Origin of the sequence: Salmonella sp. K21076 (assembly GCF_039650795.1) — a bacterium.
Lineage (GTDB): Bacteria > Pseudomonadota > Gammaproteobacteria > Enterobacterales > Enterobacteriaceae > Salmonella > Salmonella enterica.
This window is the reverse complement of the sequence record NZ_JBCLYA010000008.1, coordinates 64,952-85,282: the sequence shown is the minus strand read 5'-3', so window position 1 is coordinate 85,282 and position 20,331 is coordinate 64,952. Positions and strand designations below refer to the sequence as shown.

Below are 20,331 nucleotides of genomic sequence, written 5' to 3'. Positions count from 1 at the left end.
TAAGAAATACCTCTCCTTAATTTGTCATCATCCTGAAATTGGTAACGCTATAAAATAATAGCGAGCTAATTATGAGGTTTGATATATGAAACTTTTTCTGACAACGGCAGCGCTAACTGCGACCTTGATTTCCGGCATGGCATTTGCCAGCGATCCCGTCATCCCCTGGGCGACTAACAGCGGCGGTACGGAAAGCACGCATATTGCGGCAATGGGCGAGGATTTGAATGCGCAGCATCAGCAGATCACCCACACGCATGAAGGCGTATGGGCGGCCAATTCCGGCAGCATTCAGGCTGATGAAGCCGCGCTGACCAGCAACAAGCCGCCGGTACAAGGCCACCCGGAATTGATGCCGCATCAGGGCTAATGATCACGGCCTGGCGATAACGCCAGGCGCTTACGGGTTATTCGGCGACCTGCCACTGCGCGTCTGGCGCAAAACGCGTGATAGCCTGAACTTTACTCTCCGTCTCCTTGCCTAAATCCGCCTGATAAATACGATCGTCCTGGTTGACCATAAAACTCATCACCCCGGTTTCGCCGTAATGCATCGGCCAGGCCAGAAGCGCCGCACCGTGACCGTCGTTATCGCTGATAATACGGAAATGGTAGCCGTGGTAACCCTCGTCTGGCGCTGCGGGACTAAAGTTTGGGCCTAACGGACTGGGGACGTCGCCTGCTTTGGTTGGCCAGTACAGGCCATCTTTTTGGCCTTCGCTACTGATTATCCTGTGCGCCCAGCGATGGTTTTGTAAGTAATAGTCCTGCTGCGCATCAACGTAAGCATGCATGGCCTGTAAGGTAGAAAGTTCATTTCGCCCAATAGTACGGGTGAGGATCTCATTCCCGGCTGCCGCCATATCAAAGCGCCAGCCGCCAGTCTCTTTCACCATGGGCACCGGGAGCTGCCAGTCTTCTCGTCCGACATTCAGGTGCGCCGTATTGTCTTTTTGTACAATGCGATGGCCTTCGCGCCAGTCACGATTGAAGCGGGCCACGGCCTCGGGATCGGCACCTTCCGGCGGCAGAAATTGCCGCCAGTCATCGCCCAGTAGCGCGGTAAGCTGCGTTTCGTTTTTTCCGGCTACCGCCGCGGCGAAGGCGCTGGCGGCCGCTTCCGGGGAGGGGAACCGTTCCTGCGCGTAGCCCAGCAAGGGTAACGACAGTAACAGAGCGCTTAACATAACCTTTTTCATTATCTGCTCCGGTTAACGGCGATGAAATTCATGATGTTCAGAAAAATGTTCCCGCGCGGCGGCGCGTTGCTCGGTGTTCAAGTGACTGCCGCGACGGCTTTCTAGGCCGCGTAGCTGTTGCGATTGCCATGACGGCGATCGACTGTCGTTCCCGCTAAACACATTGGCGTGCATATTCTGGCGAAATGCCTGACGCTGCTGTGGCGTAGAGGATTCAATACGCTGGCGGGCGGTGTCTCTCTGCTGTTGTGAAACAGGGTGCTGCTGGGCTTTAGCCTTCAGCTCGGAACGATGCTGCTGCGTGGTGGATTTATTCAGTGTCTGCTGCGCCGCCTCGCGACGACTGCTGTTTTGTGTTCCGTCATAGCCACGGTAATTATTACGCTGGGCAATTTGATTTAACTGCTGCGATGCCGCTTTGCGCTGTCTGTCGCGGGATGTCTCGCCTGACACGTTAGCGGGTGATGTATGGCTGCGCTGTTGGAATTGCGCCATGGCTGCCTGGCGCTGACTGTCGCGAGACACTGGCGCTTGCTGCGTTGCGCTTAACCCGCCGCTAACATTGGTGGGATGGAACCGTTGCGCAACGGTATTATTCGGATAGGGGACGCCATTGCGCCAGGCGGGATTATGCTGCCAGCCCATCGTTTGGCCCGGCAGGTTTTGCCCGGATATCCGGTTGAAATTATTGACATTGATGTTGATATTATCGCCATTATGTTGATAACCGTTACCACCATGATGGTAATCATCATCATGATGGTCGTCGTCATGGTGGTGATGATCGTCGTCATCCCAGTCTATGCTGCTGAACAACGCATAGGTGGTGGCGACGCCCAGACTATAACCAAAACCTTTAACAAAACTGTCGGCAAACTGCTGCCCCGGAGGGGGCGGTAAATACACCGGCGGATAAGCGGTATTGGGCCAGGCGCCATACACCGTCGTGGGGTTATAGTTTGGCACGTACACCACCTGCGGATTCGCAGGTTCAATTTTGATGACGGTCGACGGTGTTGCTGGCGTACTGGCGGATGTGGTGGTTGTCGTCGTGACGGCGGTAGAAGCGCTGGACTTCGGCACGCTGGTGACGGTTTGCTGTGGCGTGGATTTTAGCGAACCGGTTTGTTGAGCGAGCAGACGCAGCCTTTGCACCGCATCCATCACATCCTGTGGCTGGGCTAAGAACGCATCGCCCAGGTTTTGCACCCATTGCGGATTCTCGCCCATAAGCGCCATCAACTGAGGAAAGGCGACCAGCGATTTGACGCTGGGGTCCCACGGTTGGCTGGCCACCGCTTGAATAGCGGCATCGCCCTGCAGCGTGGGGTTATCCCGCGACCACTGGACGGCCTGAACCACGTTCGCCGGGTAGGTGGAGGCCATGAGCACCTGCGAAAGCAGGGCATCGGGATAAAGCGCGACAGGCGCGACCCATTGATCGATTTGCGCAGTGGTAAAGGTCGTTTTCGCGACAGGCGCGGGCACAGCGGTCTGCGTTGGCTCAGAGGTGGGAGCTGCCGCCTGCGCGGGCGCTTCGGGAGCGCGGCTTTTAACATACAGTACGCCCGAAGCGGCAAATAACCCGGCACTGCACACAAGGGCAATGAGATGGGGTTTAAAGGGCAACGTCATTTTATCTCTCCCGATTCCCGAGAATCGCTATGGTCATTATGCCTGCCGCCGACGGGGTGCAGTTTGGCGTGAGTATAAAGGGACGATAGTTTAATTTTTAGCTAATGTTGGGATCGGTAACGTTACGTGACGATCAAAGCACGAAATGAGGTAAGCATTTATGGCTGCAGCTCCCGTCTCAGTAGAGCATTAGACCATCCTTAACGATTCAGCCACTTTTTTATGTTGCTTTTTTGTAAACAGATTAACACTTAAAGAAAATCCTGTTATTGTGCCTTATGCGGTACCGGGCATTTACCCTACTAACTACTGTCTCACAGGAGCGTGAAGAGAATCGCCCATCAACAAAAGCGCCGCATTATGACAATGAGAGCGAGGAGATATCGTCGTGCTAGAAGAATACCGTAAGCACGTAGCTGAGCGTGCTGCCCAGGGGATTGTGCCGAAACCTTTAGACGCAACCCAAATGGCTGCGCTTGTCGAGCTGCTGAAGACCCCGCCTGTGGGCGAAGAAGAATTCCTGTTAGACCTGTTGATCAACCGCGTTCCTCCTGGCGTCGATGAAGCCGCTTATGTTAAAGCCGGTTTTCTCGCTGCTGTCGCGAAAGGCGACACCACCTCCCCGCTGGTCTCCCCAGAAAAAGCCATTGAACTGCTGGGCACCATGCAGGGTGGTTACAACATTCATCCGCTGATTGACGCGCTGGACGATGCGAAACTGGCGCCGATTGCGGCCAAAGCGCTGTCTCACACCCTGCTGATGTTCGATAACTTCTACGACGTAGAAGAGAAAGCCAAAGCGGGCAATGAATATGCCAAACAGGTGATGCAATCTTGGGCCGACGCCGAATGGTTCCTGAGCCGTCCGCCGCTGGCGGAAAAAATCACCGTCACCGTTTTCAAAGTGACCGGCGAAACGAATACCGACGATCTCTCTCCGGCGCCGGATGCGTGGTCGAGACCGGATATCCCGTTACATGCGCAGGCGATGCTGAAAAACGCCCGTGAAGGCATTGAGCCGGATCAGCCAGGCGTTGTCGGCCCGATCAAACAAATCGAAGCATTGCAGAAAAAAGGCTACCCGCTGGCCTACGTGGGTGACGTGGTGGGCACCGGTTCTTCCCGTAAATCCGCGACCAACTCCGTGCTGTGGTTCATGGGCGATGACATCCCGAACGTGCCGAACAAGCGCGGCGGCGGTCTGTGCCTCGGCGGCAAAATTGCGCCTATCTTCTTTAACACCATGGAAGATGCGGGCGCGCTGCCGATTGAAGTTGACGTTTCTAACCTGAACATGGGCGATGTAATTGACGTCTACCCGTACAAAGGCGAAGTGCGCAATCATGAAACCGATGAACTGCTGGCAACCTTCGAACTGAAAACCGACGTGCTGATCGACGAAGTACGCGCCGGTGGCCGTATTCCGCTGATTATCGGACGTGGCCTGACCACCAAAGCGCGTGAAGCGCTGGGTCTGCCGCACTCTGACGTTTTCCGTCAGGCAAAAGACGTGGCAGAAAGCAGCCGTGGCTTCTCTCTGGCGCAGAAAATGGTCGGTCGCGCCTGCGGCGTGAAAGGCATTCGTCCGGGCGCGTACTGCGAACCGAAAATGACCTCCGTCGGTTCTCAGGATACTACTGGCCCGATGACCCGTGATGAGCTGAAAGACCTGGCCTGTCTGGGATTCTCCGCCGATCTGGTCATGCAGTCGTTCTGTCACACCGCAGCCTATCCGAAGCCCGTTGACGTCACCACGCACCACACGCTGCCGGACTTCATTATGAACCGCGGCGGTGTCTCCCTGCGTCCGGGCGACGGCGTGATCCACTCCTGGCTGAACCGTATGCTGCTGCCGGACACCGTCGGTACCGGCGGTGACTCCCATACCCGTTTCCCGATTGGTATCTCTTTCCCGGCGGGTTCTGGTCTGGTGGCGTTTGCCGCCGCGACCGGCGTGATGCCGCTGGATATGCCGGAATCGGTGCTGGTGCGCTTCAAAGGCAAAATGCAGCCGGGCATCACCCTGCGCGATCTGGTCCATGCCATCCCGCTGTACGCCATCAAACAGGGCCTGCTGACCGTTGAGAAGAAAGGCAAGAAAAACATCTTCTCTGGCCGCATCCTGGAAATCGAAGGTCTGCCGGATCTGAAAGTCGAGCAGGCGTTTGAGCTGACCGATGCTTCTGCCGAGCGTTCCGCTGCCGGTTGTACCATCAAGCTGAACAAAGAGCCGATCGTTGAATACCTGACCTCCAACATCGTCCTGCTGAAGTGGATGATCGCCGAAGGCTACGGCGACCGTCGTACGCTGGAACGTCGTATCCAGGGTATGGAAAAATGGCTGGCGGACCCGCAGCTGCTGGAAGCCGATGCTGACGCGGAATACGCAGCGGTGATCGACATCGATCTGGCGGATATCAAAGAGCCAATCCTCTGTGCGCCGAACGATCCGGACGACGCGCGTCTGCTGTCTGACGTGCAGGGCGAGAAGATCGACGAAGTGTTCATCGGTTCCTGCATGACCAACATCGGCCACTTCCGCGCGGCTGGTAAGCTGCTGGATAGCCACAAAGGCCAGTTGCCAACCCGCCTGTGGGTAGCGCCGCCAACCCGTATGGACGCTGCGCAGCTGACCGAAGAAGGTTACTACAGCGTGTTTGGTAAGAGCGGTGCGCGTATCGAAATCCCGGGTTGTTCCCTGTGTATGGGTAACCAGGCGCGTGTGGCTGACGGCGCGACGGTGGTTTCCACTTCTACCCGTAACTTCCCGAACCGTTTAGGTACTGGTGCGAACGTCTTCCTGGCTTCTGCGGAGCTGGCGGCGGTTGCAGCGCTTATTGGCAAACTGCCGACGCCGGAAGAGTACCAGACCTTTGTGGCGCAGGTGGATAAGACGGCGGTGGATACCTACCGTTATCTGAACTTCGACCAGCTCTCTCAGTACACTGAGAAAGCGGATGGGGTGATTTTCCAGACTGCGGTATAATTTGCCTGACGGCGTCAGGCTTACCATGCCTACGCCTCTTATTGCCCGGTGGCGGCTACGCTTACCGGGCCTACAAAACCCATCGCAACTGCGGTGGGTTTTTATTTTCATTCCGCCTGCTGTTCCCGCTTTTTTTCTTCTCCGCTGCTGCGATAATGACTGTAAGGGCTTTGCAGAGGAACACATTATGGATTACGAATTTCTGCGCGATGTGACCGGACGGGTTTTGGTACGAATGTCGATGGGCCACGAGGTGGTCGGTCACTGGTTTAATGAAGAGGTTAAAGACAACCTCTCGCTACTGGATGAAGTAGAACAAGCCGCGCGTACGGTCAAAGGCAGCGAACGTTCCTGGCAACGAGCAGGGCATGAGTACACGATCTGGATGGACGGCGAAGAAGTGATGATTCGCGCCAATCAGCTGGATTTTTCCGGCGATGAGATGGAAGAGGGGATGAGTTATTACGATGAAGAGAGTTTATCCCTGTGCGGCATGGAGGATTTTCTGCGGGTCGTCGCCGCGTATCGGGAATTCGTCAGTAAAGCCTGACCCTCTCTTCGTTATTGCCCCGCAACGCCTGTCGACGGACAGTTGGGGGCGGTAGTGGAAACGAAATCACCACACATTCCAGCCGGGAGTATCCCGGCTTTTTTATTGCAGAATGATTTTTTGATTTTTATTAATCATTTTAAAACTGTGATCTGACGCGTTTGTGATCTTAATTTGATTGAATATAATCGTTATGATTTTATTCAATCACAACAAGCAACAGGCGGTAAGACCATGAACATCAAAAAAGCAATAGAGCGCGTACCCGGCGGCATGATGGTCGTACCGCTCGTTATTGGCGCAGTCATTAACACCTTCGCCCCGCAGGCGCTTGAGATTGGCGGTTTTACCACTGCCTTATTTAAAAACGGCGCGGCGCCGCTGATTGGCGCTTTTCTGCTGTGTATGGGAGCCGGTATCAGTGTGAAAGCCGCGCCCCAGGCGTTATTGCAGGGCGGGACGATTACGCTCACTAAGTTGCTTGTCGCCATCGGCATTGGCCTGGGCGTGGAGCATCTTTTCGGCGCGGAGGGTATTTTTGGCCTGAGCGGCGTGGCGATTATCGCGGCGATGAGCAATTCGAATGGCGGACTTTATGCTGCGTTGGTAGGCGAATTCGGCAATGAGCGCGACGTCGGCGCTATCTCTATTTTGTCTCTTAATGATGGCCCTTTCTTTACGATGATTGCGCTGGGCGCGGCAGGGATGGCGAACATTCCCATTATGGCGCTGGTGGCGGTGCTGGTTCCGCTGGTTGTCGGCATGATCCTCGGCAATCTTGATCCTCATATGCGCGATTTTTTGACCAAAGGCGGCCCGCTGCTCATTCCTTTCTTTGCTTTTGCGCTGGGGGCGGGCATCAACCTGGAAATGTTACTGCAAGGCGGACTTGCCGGAATTCTGCTCGGCGTGCTGACAACGTTCGTTGGCGGTTTCTTTAATATTCGCGCAGATCGTCTGGTTGGCGGAACTGGCATTGCCGGGGCGGCGGCCTCCAGCACTGCGGGTAATGCCGTTGCGACGCCGCTGGCTATTGCGCAGGCCGACCCTTCGCTCGCCGAGGTGGCCGCTGCTGCCGCTCCGCTGATTGCCGCCTCGGTGATCACCACGGCAATCCTGACGCCAGTGTTGACCTCCTGGGTTGCGAAAAAACAGGCGCGTCAGGCTTCTTTGGAGAAAAACGCATGAAAATGATGGTTATCGCCGATGATTTTACCGGATCGAATGATACCGGCGTCCAGTTGGCGAAGAAGGGGGCGAGAACGGAAGTCATGTTGAGCGCGTCGCAAAAACCGTCCCGCCGCGCCGATGTGTTAGTCATTAACACCGAAAGCCGGGCGATGCCCGCAGATCAGGCGGCATCTGCCGTTTATGCCGCGCTTTCCCCGTGGTGTGAGACATCGCCAGCGCCGCTGGTGTACAAAAAAATCGACTCCACATTTCGCGGCAATATCGGCGCCGAAGTGACGGCAGCTATGCGCGCCAGTCAGCGAAAACTGGCCGTTATCGCTGCTGCGATCCCTGCGGCCGGACGCACGACGCTTGAAGGAAAATGTCTGGTTAATGGCGCCCCGCTACTGGAAACCGAATTTGCTAGCGATCCGAAAACGCCCATTGTCTCTTCCCGTATTGCCGAGATAGTGGCGTTGCAAAGTGAGATCCCTGTGTATGAAGTCTTTTTACAGGATGTCCGACGCGGCGGGTTAAGCGCCTTACTTACGGCTTATGCGGCTGAGGGCGAAGGGATTATCGTCGTGGATGCGGTAGAAGAGCGGGACCTGACGTTGATTGCGCAAGCGGCGTGCGAACAACCGTCGATGCCGCTGCTCGTCGGCGCAGCTGGTCTGGCGAATGCGTTGCCGGTTGAACTTTTTATGCAAGACCGGCAGCGGCTACCGGTACTGGTGGTAGCCGGTTCGATGAGCGAAGCCACGCGACGTCAGGTGGATAATGCGCTGTGCCGGGGACGTGCGGAGGTCGTGGATATCGATGCCGCGCGCATGGTGTCGGATAGCGCGGAGCAGGAAATCGCGTCTGTCGTAGAGCAGGCCTGCGCGCTGTTAAGTCAGCATCGACATACGATTTTACGCACCAGCCGTCGCGCAGAAGATCGACAGTTAATCGACGCGCTGTGCGAAAAATCCGCGATGAGCCGTCAGCAATTGGGCGAGCGACTGAGTCATCGGCTTGGCGTCGTCACGTTAAATATTATCGAGCAGGCGCGGATTGGCGGGCTGTTTCTGACCGGCGGCGATATCGCTACCGCCGTCGCCGGCGCGCTTGGCGCTGAAGGTTATCGCATTCAGAGCGAGGTGGCGCCCTGTATTCCCTGTGGAACGTTTGTAAACAGCGAAATTGACGATCTGCCGGTCATTACCAAAGCGGGCGGATTCGGTTCAGACAGTACGTTGTGTGACGCGCTTTATTATATTGAGGAGATGTATTGTGGAGACTAAAACCGTTGCCATTACCATGGGCGATCCAGCGGGCATTGGGCCGGAAATTATTGTTAAAGCGCTAAGTGAAGACGGTCTCAACGGCGCGCCGCTGGTGGTGATTGGATGCCTCGCAACCTTGAAATGTTTACAGGCGAAGGGCATCACGCCGAACGTCGAGTTACGGGCCATTGAACGGGTCGCCGAAGCGCGTTTTGCGCCCGGCATCATTCATGTGATTGATGAGCCGCTGGCGCAGCCGGAGGCGCTGGAGGCCGGGAAAGTTCAGGCGCAGGCGGGGGATTTAGCGTATCGCTGCGTGAAGCGCGCCACCGAGTTAGCGTTACGGGGCGACGTACAGGCTATCGCTACCGCGCCGCTGAATAAAGAGGCGCTGCACCTGGCGGGGCACAACTATCCGGGCCATACCGAGCTGCTCGCGACTCTGACCCATAGCCGCGATTACGCGATGGTACTTTACACCGATAAACTAAAAGTGATTCACGTTTCAACGCATATCGCGCTGCGTAAATTCCTTGATACGTTAAGTACCACGCGTGTCGAAACGGTGATTGGTATTGCTGATACTTTCCTCAAGCGTGTGGGTTACGTTAAACCGCGTATCGCCGTGGCAGGCGTGAATCCTCATGCGGGCGAGAATGGTCTGTTTGGCGATGAAGAGACGCGTATCCTGACGCCAGCCATTACCGATGCCCGCGCAAAAGGTATGGACGTTTATGGGCCGTGCCCGCCGGATACTGTATTTCTCCAGGCTTATGAGGGACAGTATGATATGGTGGTGGCGATGTATCATGACCAGGGGCATATCCCGTTGAAATTGCTTGGCTTTTATGATGGCGTGAATATCACCGCAGGGCTGCCGTTTATCCGGACCTCTGCCGATCATGGCACCGCATTTGATATCGCCTGGACGGGAAAAGCAAAATCTGAGAGCATGGCCGTATCGATCAAACTGGCAATGCAACTGGCATAATTCCCTGTTATGAAAGGACAACACCGTCTGGATCTCATTGTGGCGTATCTGAAAAACCATACGCTGGTTACGGTAGAACAGCTGGTTGAGGCGGTTGACGCATCGCCAGCCACTATCCGTCGCGATTTGATCAAGCTGGATGAGCAGGGCGTGATCAGCCGTAGTCATGGCGGCGTGGCGCTGCGGCGTTTTGAACCCGCCCAGCCCACCACCAATGAAAAACAACTGCGATCGCCCGCTGAAAAACGGGCGATTGCACGCGTTGCCGCATCGCTGGTCAATGCTGGCGATGCCGTCGTGCTGGATGCCGGTACGACAATGATGGAACTGGCGAAATGCTTAACCCATCTTCCGCTGCGGGTCATCACCGTCGATCTGCATATTGCGCTGTTTTTAGCTGAGTTCCGGCAAATTGAAGTGACGATTGTCGGCGGTCGTATCGATGACAGCAGTCAGTCCTGTATCGGTGAGCATGGGCGCAAGCTGTTGCGCAGCGTTTATCCGAACATCGCGTTTATGAGCTGTAATTCATGGGGGGTAAAAACGGGCGTGACGACCCCAACGGAAGATAAGGCCGGGCTTAAACAGGAGATTATTGCTAATGCGCAGCGCAAAGTGTTGCTGGCGGACAGCAGTAAGTATGGCGCGCATTCGCTCTTTAATGTGGTGCCGCTTGAGCGCTTTAATGATGTGATTACCGACGTCAATCTGCCGCCGTCAGCGCAGGTTGAACTAAAAGGGCGCGCTTTTGCGCTAACGCTGGTGCAGCCGGAGTGACAGCGCCGTCAGGCGCTGCCAGTGGTGAATCAGACCGCAGAAATATTGCGGCCGTAGTAAATCTCGCGCATCTCTTTCCACAGCGCGGCGGTGATCTGCTGGCGTTCGGTTTCAGTGAGATCTTCCGGTTTGGTGTGAAACATATAGTGCTTAAGATCGAACTCTTTAAGCAGCATCTTGGTATGGAAAATATTTTCCTGATACACGTTTACATCCACCATGTCATACAGCGACTTCATATCTTCCGACATAAAATTCTGAATGGAATTAATCTCATGATCGATAAAGTGTTTCATACCGTTGACGTCGCGCGTAAAGCCGCGCACGCGGTAATCGATGGTGACGATATCAGACTCTAGCTGGTGGATCAGGTAATTGAGCGCTTTTAGCGGTGAAATCACCCCGCAGGTTGACACTTCGATGTCGGCGCGAAAGGTGCAAAGCCCGCCTTCCGGATGGCTTTCCGGATAGGTATGCACACAGATATGGCTCTTATCGAGGTGCGCCACCACGGTTTCCGGCAGCGGGCCGGGATGTTCGGTTTGGTCGATAAGTTTCGGGTCGATCGGCTCTTCGCTCACCAGAATCGTGACGCTGGCGCCCTGGGGTTCATAATCCTGACGGGCGATGTTCAGGATGTTCGCGCCGATAATGGAGCAGGTCTCCGACAGGATCTCGGTCAGTCGGTTGGCGTTATAGAGTTCATCGATATAGGCGATATAGCCATCGCGCTCTTCTGCGGTTTTGGCGTAGCAGATATCGTAAATACAAAAACTCAGGCTTTTCGTCAGATTGTTAAAGCCATGCAGTTTCAGCTTTTTCAATTTTTATCACCTCCTTAACGTCACTGTGCGGACAGTGCGTCATGTAGATATTGCGGTAGCGCAAATGCAGCGGCATGAATAGCCGAGTTGTAATAGCGGCATTTGAGGCCGGCGGCATGAAAACGCGCCTGAATAATTTCGCTCGACAGGTGGCGAAGAGCGTCGTTGTCCGTCGCCCAGGCGAAGGTCATAATGCCGCCGTAATAGGTCGGAATCGCCGCTTGGTAGAAGCCGACATCGCTGAAGTAATGACTCAGCTTGCGGTGGCTGTCGAGCGCTTCATCCTGTTGCAGGAAGCACACGCCGTTCTGGGCGACAAAAATGCCGCCCGGATTCAGGCAACGCTTACAGCCTTCATAAAAGGCGGAGGTAAACAGGCTTTCGCCGGGGCCTATCGGATCGGTACAGTCGGAAATGATCACATCAAAGGTCTGATGGGTCTGATTGACGAAATTCACGCCGTCGTCGATCACCAGCGTAAAGCGCGGATCGTCGTAGCTGCCGGCATTGTGGTTGGGTAAATACTGGCGGCAAAACGAGACTACGCCAGCGTCTATCTCTACCATGGTGATGGTTTCGACGTTTTTATGCCGGGTAACTTCACGTAGCATTGCGCCGTCGCCGCCGCCGATAATCAGAACGTGTTTCGCATGACCGTGCGCCAGCAGCGGGACATGGGTCATCATTTCATGATAAATAAACTCGTCGCGTTCGGTGGTCTGTACCACGCCGTCCAGCGCCATCACGCGGCCAAAAGCGGCGTTTTCAAAGATGATTAAATCCTGGTGATCGGTTTTTTCATGATACAGAACGTTGTCTACGGCAAAGTACTGACCAAACTGGTCGTGTAGCGTTTCATGCCACATCGTATTTTCGGCCATTGGCTGATACCTCCATTGTTAACACCCGTAAAAAAAGGGCGCAACATCATAGCTAACAATGACCGTGGATGCACGGTCATTATTTCAGCAATAGGATCGCGGAGGATTATTTAACGTAGGCTAACAGGCTCAGAGAATCGCGGGCCAGAGCTTTGCATTTTTTAGCGACCGGAATACCGATGCCGCTAAGATCGCGGTAGCTGTCTTCGCCCAACGATTTCATATCGAAGGTGTCGTAGTTACTCAGGTCCCACTGATTTTGCTGGGCAAAAAAGACCAGCGCACGGCGAATCTGACTGTTGGGTAAATTTTGGTAACCACAGTCATTTTTCAGAAAAACGAAAACCGCCGTTAAATCGGCCATATCTTCAGCTTCGGATTCAGTAAGCGCATAGCTATTTGCGCATAAGGCCATCAGGCTGCCAAACAACACGGGTCTGAAAAACGTCTTCATTGCTTCTACCACGGCATCAGGGAAAGTCAACGTTAGCATACTGAGAACGTAGCGACGACTTTTATTATCAGGATTGGTCGCGGCGTTTTCATTCTTGTTGTATTGCTGTCAGGAACGGTAAAGACGTGTTGCTGGCTTGACCTTCCCGTTAGGGCAGGGTCTAAGCTTAGACACCCGCCTGTTCATTATAAGGAAATGATTATGTTACGCCGTGATTTCTTAAAATATTCAGTGGCGCTGGGGGTTGCATCAGCGCTGCCGCTGTGGAGCCGCGCCGCTTTTGCCGCCGAACGTCCCGCGTTGCCTATTCCTGACCTGTTAACGGCAGATGCGAGCAACCGTATGCAGTTAATTGTTAAAGCCGGACAGTCGACATTCGCCGGTAAGAACGCGACAACCTGGGGCTACAACGGTAATTTGCTGGGGCCAGCGGTACAGCTTCACAAAGGAAAAAGCGTGACCGTTGATATCCATAACCAACTGGCCGAAGACACGACGCTTCACTGGCATGGTCTGGAGATTCCGGGCATCGTTGACGGCGGCCCGCAGGGGATTATTCCCGCTGGCGGAACCCGCACGGTGACGTTTACGCCGCAGCAACGCGCCGCGACCTGCTGGATTCATCCGCACAAACACGGCAAAACCGGGCGCCAGGTGGCGATGGGCCTCGCCGGACTGGTGCTGATTGAAGATGACGAGATTCGCAAATTGCGCCTGCCGAAACAGTGGGGTATCGACGATGTGCCGGTGATCATTCAGGACAAACGCTTCTCCGCCGATGGCCAGATTGATTATCAACTGGATATTATGACCGCCGCCGTCGGCTGGTTTGGCGATACGCTGCTGACCAATGGCGCTATCTATCCGCAGCATTCCGCGCCGAAAGGCTGGCTACGTCTGCGCTTGCTGAATGGCTGTAATGCGCGTTCGCTGAATATCGCCGCCAGCGATAATCGTCCGCTTTATGTGATCGCCAGCGACGGCGGCCTGCTGGCGGAGCCGGTGAAAGTCACCGAACTGCCGTTATTAATGGGCGAGCGTTTTGAAGTGCTGGTGGATATCAGCGACGGGAAAGCCTTTGATCTGGTGACCCTGCCGGTCAGCCAGATGGGAATGGCGATCGCTCCGTTTGATAAACCGCATCCGGTGATGCGTATCCAGCCGCTGCGGATTACCGCCTCCGGTACGCTGCCGGATACGTTGACGACGATGCCGGCGCTGCCGTCGCTGGAAGGGCTGACGGTGCGCAACCTGAAACTGTCGATGGACCCGCGCCTTGATATGATGGGGATGCAAATGCTGATGAAGAAATATGGCGCTCAGGCGATGAGCGGCATGGATCATGACAGCATGAACGCGCATATGCAGGGCGGCAATATGGGGCATGGCGAGATGGATCATGGCAACATGGATCACAGCGGGATGAATCATGGCGCGATGGGCAATATGAATCACGGCGGAAAATTCGACTTCCATAACGCTAACTTTATCAACGGCCAGGTCTTCGATATGAACAAACCGATGTTCGCGGCGCAAAAAGGCCGACATGAACGTTGGGTGATTTCCGGCGTGGGTGACATGATGCTGCATCCTTTCCATATTCACGGCACCCAGTTCCGTATTTTGTCAGAGAACGGCAAAGCGCCAGCGGCGCACAGAACGGGCTGGAAGGATACGGTACGCGTTGAGGGCGGTATCAGCGAAGTGCTGGTCAAGTTCGATCACGACGCGCCGAAGGAACATGCCTATATGGCGCACTGTCATCTGTTAGAACATGAAGATACGGGAATGATGTTAGGATTTACGGTCTAATCGATGTCTGTGACGCAGGCCGGGTAAGGCGAAACCGCTACCCGGCACAATGCCCGGCATACGCCGGGCATTAATGGTTATTTCGCGTCGTCAGGCAAAGCATAGGCCACGATATAGTCGCCCATCTTCGTACCAAACGAACCGTGGCCTCCGGCAGAAATGACCACGTACTGCTTACCGTTTACCTCATAGGTCATCGGCGTTGCCTGGCCTCCGGCGGGTAAACGTCCCTGCCACAGTTTTTCCCCGTTGCTCATGTTATAAGCGCGCAGGTAGTTGTCGGCGGTCGCGGCAATGAACAGCACGTTACCGGCGGTTGAGATTGGCCCGCCCAGCATGGGCATCCCCATGTTGAACGGCACCGGAACCGGCATCGGGAACGGCATACTGTCGCGCGGCGTCCCTATACGTTTCTTCCACACGATTTCATTGGTCTTCAGATCCAACGCGGAAATGTAGCCCCAGGCCGGTTGTTTACACGGCAAACCAAACGGCGAAAGGAACGGATTCAGCGTGACGCCGAACGGTACGCCGTACTGCGGCTGAATACCCGCTTCTGTACCGGTACCTTTCGCGTCTTTCGGCGGTTCCATTGGATTACCCGGGCCGCGTGGGATCAGCTTCGAGACAAACGGCAGCGCCATCGGGTTAGCGATAGCGACCTGACGGTCTGGATCGACGGAAATACCGCCCCATTCAAACATCCCCAGGTTGCCAGGGAATACCAATGTCCCCTGCTCGGATGGCGGGGTGAAGATACCTTCATAGCGCAACTGGTGGAACATAACGCGGCACACCAGTTGGTCGAACATGGTCGCGCCCCACATATCCGCGCCGGAGAGATCTTTTTTCGGGCGGAAGGTTAAATCAGAGAACGGCTGAGTTTTGGCGACATAATCGCCTTTTGCCGCGCCCTGCGGGACCGGTTTTTCCGGAGCGGGCACGACCAGCTCGCCATTACGTCTGTCCAGCACAAAGATATTACCGGTTTTCGCTGGTGCATAGATAACCGGAACGGTAGTACCGTCAACGGTAATATCCGCCAGCGTCGGCTGTGCCGGCAGGTCCATATCCCACAGATCGTGATGGACGGTCTGATAACTCCAGGCCAGTTTCCCGGTGGTGGCATTCAGCGCCAGGATGGAGCTGGCATAACGTTCCTGCTCCGGCGTGCGGTTACCGCCCCAGATATCCGGCGTGGTCACGCCCATCGGCAGATAGACCAGATCCAGTTTCGCATCATAGGCGGCAGGGGCCCAGGAGTTCGGCGAGTTAAAGGTAAAAGCGTGCTCATCGGCTGGAATCGTGTTCGGATCTTTCGCCCCAGGATCGAAGGCCCACAGTAGTTTACCGCTATTAACATCAAAACCACGGATAACGCCGGACGTTTCGCGAGTAGAGAAGTTATCCGTGACCGAACCGGCAATGACAATTGTTTTATCGGTGATAATCGGCGGCGACGTCGGTTCATACAGTCCCGGCGTGGTATCCGGCATATTGGTTTGCAGATTCAGGACGCCTTTGTTGGCGAAGGTTTCACACAGCTTGCCGGTTTCGGCATTCACCGCGAAAAGGCGACCGTCGTTGACCGGGAGGATAATGCGGCTCGGACAGTCGGCGATGACCTCCGGCGAGGCGGTATCCGCTTTGGCCTCATGATAAGAGACGCCGCGGCAGGTCACATGCTGGAAAGACGAATCGGTCTTCAACTGAGGATCAAAATGCCACTTCTCTTTACCGCTGGCGGCGTCCAGCGCGAACAGACGCTGGTGAGCTGTACACAGATAAAGCGTATCACCGACTTTTATCGGGGTCACTTCGTTGGTGATTTCACCCGGATCGTTGGGTTGTTTCAGATCGCCGGTGCGGAAGACCCACGCTTCTTTCAGTTGGTGAACGTTATCCGCAGTGATCTGTTTCAGCGGCGAATAGCGTTGGCCTTCCTGATTACGTCCATAGGCCGGCCAGTCTTCGTCGGCGATCGACGAACTTGTTGCGGCGGGCGTGGCGTCGGCGCGAAGCGTACCGTTGATCTCCTGCGGGTCGTTGAAGCCAGCCCAGGTCAGAATGCCGCCGCTAATCAGCAGCGCCACGACCAGCGCCGCCACTGCGCCGCTGGAAGGAACCACCAGCCGATGCCAGACAAACGGCAATATTAGCCAGATGCCGAAAAACACCAGGATATCGCTACGCGGCGTGAGTGCCCAGAAGTCGAACCCGACTTCCCACACGCCCCAAATCATTGTCGCCAGCAGCAGGGCGGCATACAGCCACAGTGCGGCACGTTTACTGCGCCATAGCAATCCGGCCACAACCAGCATCACGAGGCCCGCGATGGGGTAGTACCAGGAACCGCCAATAGCAACCAGCCAGACACCTCCGATAAGAAGATACAGCCCGCAAAGTGCTGCAAAGAGGGCCGTCAGCGTCACGAGTAATCGTGGCGATCGTGCGTTATTTTCTGCCATAAAAAGACACCATCCCAAATTGTTAATTTTTTAGTAGCAATTAAGCATAGGAATTAACATGTGTGATCGTCATCACAAAATGAGCTTTCTTATCAAATGCCGCGAATGAATACGTTTGCTGTTATACTGCGTGCCTTGCGCGTCAATGCGGCGTTATTAGTCACCGGCATTGAGTGATTTGTTTTTAAATCATATGGTTATAAATATGAAACATACTGTTGAAGTCATGATCCCCGAAGCGGAGATCAAAGCACGTATTGCCGAGCTGGGTCGTCAGATTACCGAACGTTATAAAGACAGCGACAGTGAAATGGTGCTGGTAGGTCTGTTGCGTGGCTCATTTATGTTTATGGCGGACCTGTGCCGTGAAGTTCAGGTTCCTCATGAAGTCGATTTTATGACCGCCTCCAGTTATGGTAGCGGTATGTCCACCACCCGCGACGTGAAAATCCTCAAAGATCTGGATGAGGATATTCGTGGTAAAGACGTGCTGATTGTCGAAGACATTATTGATTCCGGTAATACGCTGTCGAAGGTCCGTGAAATCCTGGGCCTGCGCGAGCCGAAATCGCTGGCGATTTGTACGCTGCTGGATAAGCCGTCTCGCCGAGAAGTGGACGTGCCGGTTGAGTTCGTTGGCTTTTCGATTCCGGACGAATTTGTAGTCGGTTACGGTATCGACTACGCCCAGCGTTATCGCCATCTACCGTATGTTGGTAAAGTGGTGCTGCTGGACGAGTAAGCGCAGAAATGCCGGATGGCGTCGCTAAAGCGACTTATCCGGCCTATAGCTAATGGCTTATTGGTGGGGAATGTATTTCAGACTTAGGGCGGAGATACCCTTATGATAGCCGTTCTCCAGCGTTTCTCTGTTGGTGGCGGTGACGTCAAGATCGCGCAGCAGGCCATCATTGATACTGTACGCCCAGCCGTGAATGGTCACATTCTGCCCGCGTTTCCACGCTGACTGCATAATGGTGGAATGCCCCAGGTTATAGACCTGCTCCATGACGTTCAATTCATAGAGCGCGTCCAGACGTTGCTCTTCGGGCATTTTTCCCAACAGCGAGCTATGTTTAAGCCAGATGTCGCGGATATGCAGCAGCCAGTTATTAATCAAGCCCAGCTCAGGGTTTTCTACCGCAGCCTTGATACCGCCGCAACCGGAGTGGCCGCAAATGATAATATGCTCAACTTCCAGAGCATCTACCGCATACTGAACCACGGAGAGACAGTTCAGATCGGTGTGAATAACCAGGTTAGCCACATTACGGTGAACAAACAATTCGCCCGGTTCAAGCCCGGTTAAACGCTCTGCGGGAACGCGGCTGTCGGAACATCCAATCCATAGAAAGCGCGGTTTTTGCGCTTGCGCCAGTTTCTCAAAAAATCCGGGGTCCTCTTCCACCAGCATTTTTGACCATAGTGCATTGTTGCTGATGAGTGTATCTATGTCTTTCATGGAAGTTAACGACCTGTAACCAAATAAGTGCGTTGGGCTAATATAGGGCAACTCCGTAATTATTTAAACCATATATAAAGTGTAAGAACGTAAAGTAAGTGAGAATTTATGACCATTGCGCTGGAACTTCAACAACTTAAAAAAACCTATCCCGGCGGCGTTCAGGCGCTGCGCGGCATAGATTTGCAGGTCGAAGCGGGGGATTTTTACGCGCTTCTGGGGCCAAATGGAGCAGGGAAATCGACCACCATCGGTATTATCAGCTCATTGGTTAATAAAACGTCCGGGCGCGTTAACGTTTTTGGTTACGACCTGGAAAAAGACGTGGTTAACGCCAAGCGACAGCTTGGACTGGTGTCACAGGAGTTTAACTTTAACCCGTTTGAAACGGTGCAACAGATCGTAGTGAATCAGGCGGGTTATTACGGCGTGGAGCATAAAGAGGCGGTTTTACGTAGCGAAAAGTATTTAAAACAGCTCGATCTGTGGGAAAAACGTCATGAACGCGCGCGGATGCTGTCCGGTGGGATGAAACGCCGCCTGATGATCGCCCGCGCATTGATGCATGAGCCTAAACTATTGATTCTCGACGAGCCGACGGCGGGCGTCGATATCGAATTACGTCGCTCAATGTGGGGGTTCCTGAAAGACTTAAACGCCAAAGGCACCACCATTATTCTCACCACCCACTATCTGGAAGAGGCGGAAATGCTGTGCCGCAATATCGGTATTATTCAGCACGGCGAGCTGGTGGAAAATACTTCCATGAAAAATCTGCTTTCAAAGCTGAAATCGGAGACATTTATTCTGGATTTAGCGCCCAAAAGCCCGCTACCTAAGCTTACGGGTTATCAATATCGTCTGGTGGATACCTCGACTCTGGAGGTGGAAGTGTTACGCGAGCAGGGGGTTAACAGCGTCTTTAGCCAACTGAGCGAGCAGGGGGTTCAGGTATTAAGTATGCGTAATAAAGCCAACCGTCTGGAAGAACTGTTTGTGTCGCTGGTGCATGAAAAACAAGGAGATCGCGCATGATGCAGCTTTACTGGGTTGCCCTTAAAAGCATCTGGGCGAAAGAGATCCACCGCTTTATGCGGATCTGGGTGCAAACGCTGGTGCCGCCTGTCATCACCATGACGCTCTATTTTATTATTTTCGGTAACCTGATCGGTTCGCGCATCGGCGAAATGCATGGCTTTAGCTATATGCAATTTATTGTGCCGGGCCTGATTATGATGGCGGTCATTACTAACTCCTACGCCAATGTGGCCTCCTCGTTCTTTAGCGCCAAGTTTCAGCGCAATATTGAGGAACTGCTGGTCGCGCCGGTGCCAACGCACGTGATCATCGCCGGATTTGTCGGCGGCGGCGTGGCGCGCGGGCTGTGCGTGGGGATTCTGGTGACGGCGATTTCGCTCTTTTTCGTGCCTTTCCAGGTGCATTCCTGGGTATTTGTCGCGCTAACGCTGATTCTGACCGCGATTCTGTTCTCGCTGGCCGGACTGCTGAACGCCGTGTTTGCCAAAACCTTTGACGATATCAGTCTGATCCCGACCTTTGTGCTGACGCCGCTGACCTACCTCGGCGGGGTATTTTACTCGCTGACGCTGCTGCCGCCGTTCTGGCAAGGGTTGTCGCACCTGAACCCGATCGTCTACATGATCAGCGGTTTCCGTTATGGTTTTCTGGGTATCCATGATGTGCCGCTGGTGACAACGTTTGGCGTACTGGTGATCTTTATCGCTACTTTCTATCTGCTGTGTTGGTCGCTGATCCAGCGCGGACGCGGTTTGCGTAGCTGATACGATTCTCCTCTTCTCCTGGAGGGAAGAGGAGACTTTTGACGGCTGTCAT

The 20,331-nt window shown here is 54.5% G+C and carries 18 protein-coding genes; 11 read left to right on the top strand and 7 right to left on the bottom strand.

Annotation, left to right across the window (positions count from 1 at the left end; all coding sequences use genetic code 11):
- Nucleotides 1–85: 85 nt before the first annotated feature.
- Nucleotides 86–370, top strand: coding sequence for an outer membrane protein (locus AAYN39_RS03770; RefSeq protein WP_000765363.1), 285 nt, complete (start codon nt 86–88; stop codon nt 368–370).
- A 37-nt stretch (nt 371–407) separates the two neighbouring features.
- Here the strand turns inward: AAYN39_RS03770 and AAYN39_RS03765 are convergent, their stop codons facing one another.
- Nucleotides 408–1,199: a DUF2950 family protein gene (locus AAYN39_RS03765; protein WP_000757452.1), complete on the bottom strand. Its 792-nt coding sequence runs from the start codon at nt 1,197–1,199 to the stop codon at nt 408–410.
- A gap of 12 nt (nt 1,200–1,211) precedes the next feature.
- Entirely contained in the window at nt 1,212–2,834 is a 1,623-nt protein-coding gene (locus AAYN39_RS03760; protein WP_000174529.1) for a DUF3300 domain-containing protein, read from the bottom strand.
- A 388-nt stretch (nt 2,835–3,222) separates the two neighbouring features.
- On the opposite strand from AAYN39_RS03760, the gene acnB reads away from it, so the two are divergent.
- The 6 genes from acnB (at nt 3,223) to AAYN39_RS03730 (ending at nt 10,576) form a co-directional block, all read left to right on the top strand.
- Nucleotides 3,223–5,820 carry a bifunctional aconitate hydratase 2/2-methylisocitrate dehydratase gene (gene acnB / locus AAYN39_RS03755; protein WP_000888954.1) on the top strand — a complete coding sequence of 866 codons (2,598 nt, stop codon included), beginning with the start codon at nt 3,223–3,225 and terminating at the stop codon, nt 5,818–5,820.
- A gap of 187 nt (nt 5,821–6,007) precedes the next feature.
- Nucleotides 6,008–6,370, top strand: a complete 363-nt coding sequence (gene yacL / locus AAYN39_RS03750; protein WP_000384314.1) for a protein YacL — start codon at nt 6,008–6,010, stop codon at nt 6,368–6,370.
- A gap of 234 nt (nt 6,371–6,604) precedes the next feature.
- Nucleotides 6,605–7,558 carry a 2-keto-3-deoxygluconate permease 1 gene (locus AAYN39_RS03745; RefSeq protein ID WP_001022089.1) on the top strand — a complete coding sequence of 318 codons (954 nt, stop codon included), beginning with the start codon at nt 6,605–6,607 and terminating at the stop codon, nt 7,556–7,558.
- Entirely contained in the window at nt 7,555–8,826 is a 1,272-nt protein-coding gene (locus tag AAYN39_RS03740) for a D-threonate kinase (protein WP_000783298.1), read from the top strand. Before AAYN39_RS03745 ends, AAYN39_RS03740 begins: the two co-directional genes overlap by 4 nt.
- Nucleotides 8,816–9,799 carry a D-threonate 4-phosphate dehydrogenase gene (locus AAYN39_RS03735; protein ID WP_000448742.1) on the top strand — a complete coding sequence of 328 codons (984 nt, stop codon included), beginning with the start codon at nt 8,816–8,818 and terminating at the stop codon, nt 9,797–9,799. The genes AAYN39_RS03740 and AAYN39_RS03735 overlap by 11 nt, the downstream gene beginning before the upstream one ends.
- A 9-nt stretch (nt 9,800–9,808) precedes the next feature.
- On the top strand, nt 9,809–10,576 hold the full coding sequence (locus tag AAYN39_RS03730; protein WP_000678254.1) for a DeoR/GlpR family DNA-binding transcription regulator: 768 nt from the start codon (nt 9,809–9,811) through the stop codon (nt 10,574–10,576).
- A 29-nt stretch (nt 10,577–10,605) separates the two neighbouring features.
- On the opposite strand, the gene speD is transcribed toward AAYN39_RS03730, so the two are convergent.
- From speD to AAYN39_RS03715, 3 genes are all read right to left on the bottom strand, one after another.
- Nucleotides 10,606–11,400 carry an adenosylmethionine decarboxylase gene (speD, locus tag AAYN39_RS03725; RefSeq protein WP_000734279.1) on the bottom strand — a complete coding sequence of 265 codons (795 nt, stop codon included), beginning with the start codon at nt 11,398–11,400 and terminating at the stop codon, nt 10,606–10,608.
- A gap of 20 nt (nt 11,401–11,420) precedes the next feature.
- On the bottom strand, nt 11,421–12,281 hold the full coding sequence (gene speE, locus AAYN39_RS03720) for a polyamine aminopropyltransferase (protein ID WP_000829972.1): 861 nt from the start codon (nt 12,279–12,281) through the stop codon (nt 11,421–11,423).
- A gap of 106 nt (nt 12,282–12,387) precedes the next feature.
- Entirely contained in the window at nt 12,388–12,735 is a 348-nt protein-coding gene (locus AAYN39_RS03715; protein ID WP_000846613.1) for a YacC family pilotin-like protein, read from the bottom strand.
- 201 nt (nt 12,736–12,936) lie between these two features.
- Between AAYN39_RS03715 and cueO the strand changes: the two genes are divergently transcribed.
- Nucleotides 12,937–14,547, top strand: a complete 1,611-nt coding sequence (gene cueO, locus AAYN39_RS03710; protein WP_000946058.1) for a multicopper oxidase CueO — start codon at nt 12,937–12,939, stop codon at nt 14,545–14,547.
- Nucleotides 14,548–14,624: 77 nt separating this feature from the next.
- On the opposite strand, the gene AAYN39_RS03705 is transcribed toward cueO, so the two are convergent.
- Entirely contained in the window at nt 14,625–17,015 is a 2,391-nt protein-coding gene (locus AAYN39_RS03705) for a pyrroloquinoline quinone-dependent dehydrogenase (RefSeq protein WP_000829735.1), read from the bottom strand.
- 205 nt (nt 17,016–17,220) lie between these two features.
- Between AAYN39_RS03705 and hpt the strand changes: the two genes are divergently transcribed.
- Complete coding sequence (gene hpt / locus AAYN39_RS03700; RefSeq protein WP_000683333.1) at nt 17,221–17,757, top strand: hypoxanthine phosphoribosyltransferase; 537 nt, start codon at nt 17,221–17,223, stop codon at nt 17,755–17,757.
- 57 nt (nt 17,758–17,814) lie between these two features.
- On the opposite strand, the gene can is transcribed toward hpt, so the two are convergent.
- The gene (can, locus tag AAYN39_RS03695; RefSeq protein ID WP_000651585.1) at nt 17,815–18,477 is read right to left on the bottom strand and encodes a carbonate dehydratase; all 663 of its coding nucleotides are present in this window, start codon (nt 18,475–18,477) and stop codon (nt 17,815–17,817) included.
- Between the two features lie 108 nt (nt 18,478–18,585).
- Between can and AAYN39_RS03690 the strand changes: the two genes are divergently transcribed.
- Nucleotides 18,586–19,512: an ABC transporter ATP-binding protein gene (locus AAYN39_RS03690; protein WP_000150629.1), complete on the top strand. Its 927-nt coding sequence runs from the start codon at nt 18,586–18,588 to the stop codon at nt 19,510–19,512.
- Nucleotides 19,509–20,279, top strand: coding sequence for an ABC transporter permease (locus AAYN39_RS03685; protein ID WP_000983419.1), 771 nt, complete (start codon nt 19,509–19,511; stop codon nt 20,277–20,279). Before AAYN39_RS03690 ends, AAYN39_RS03685 begins: the two co-directional genes overlap by 4 nt.
- The last annotated feature ends 52 nt before the right edge of the window (nt 20,280–20,331 follow it).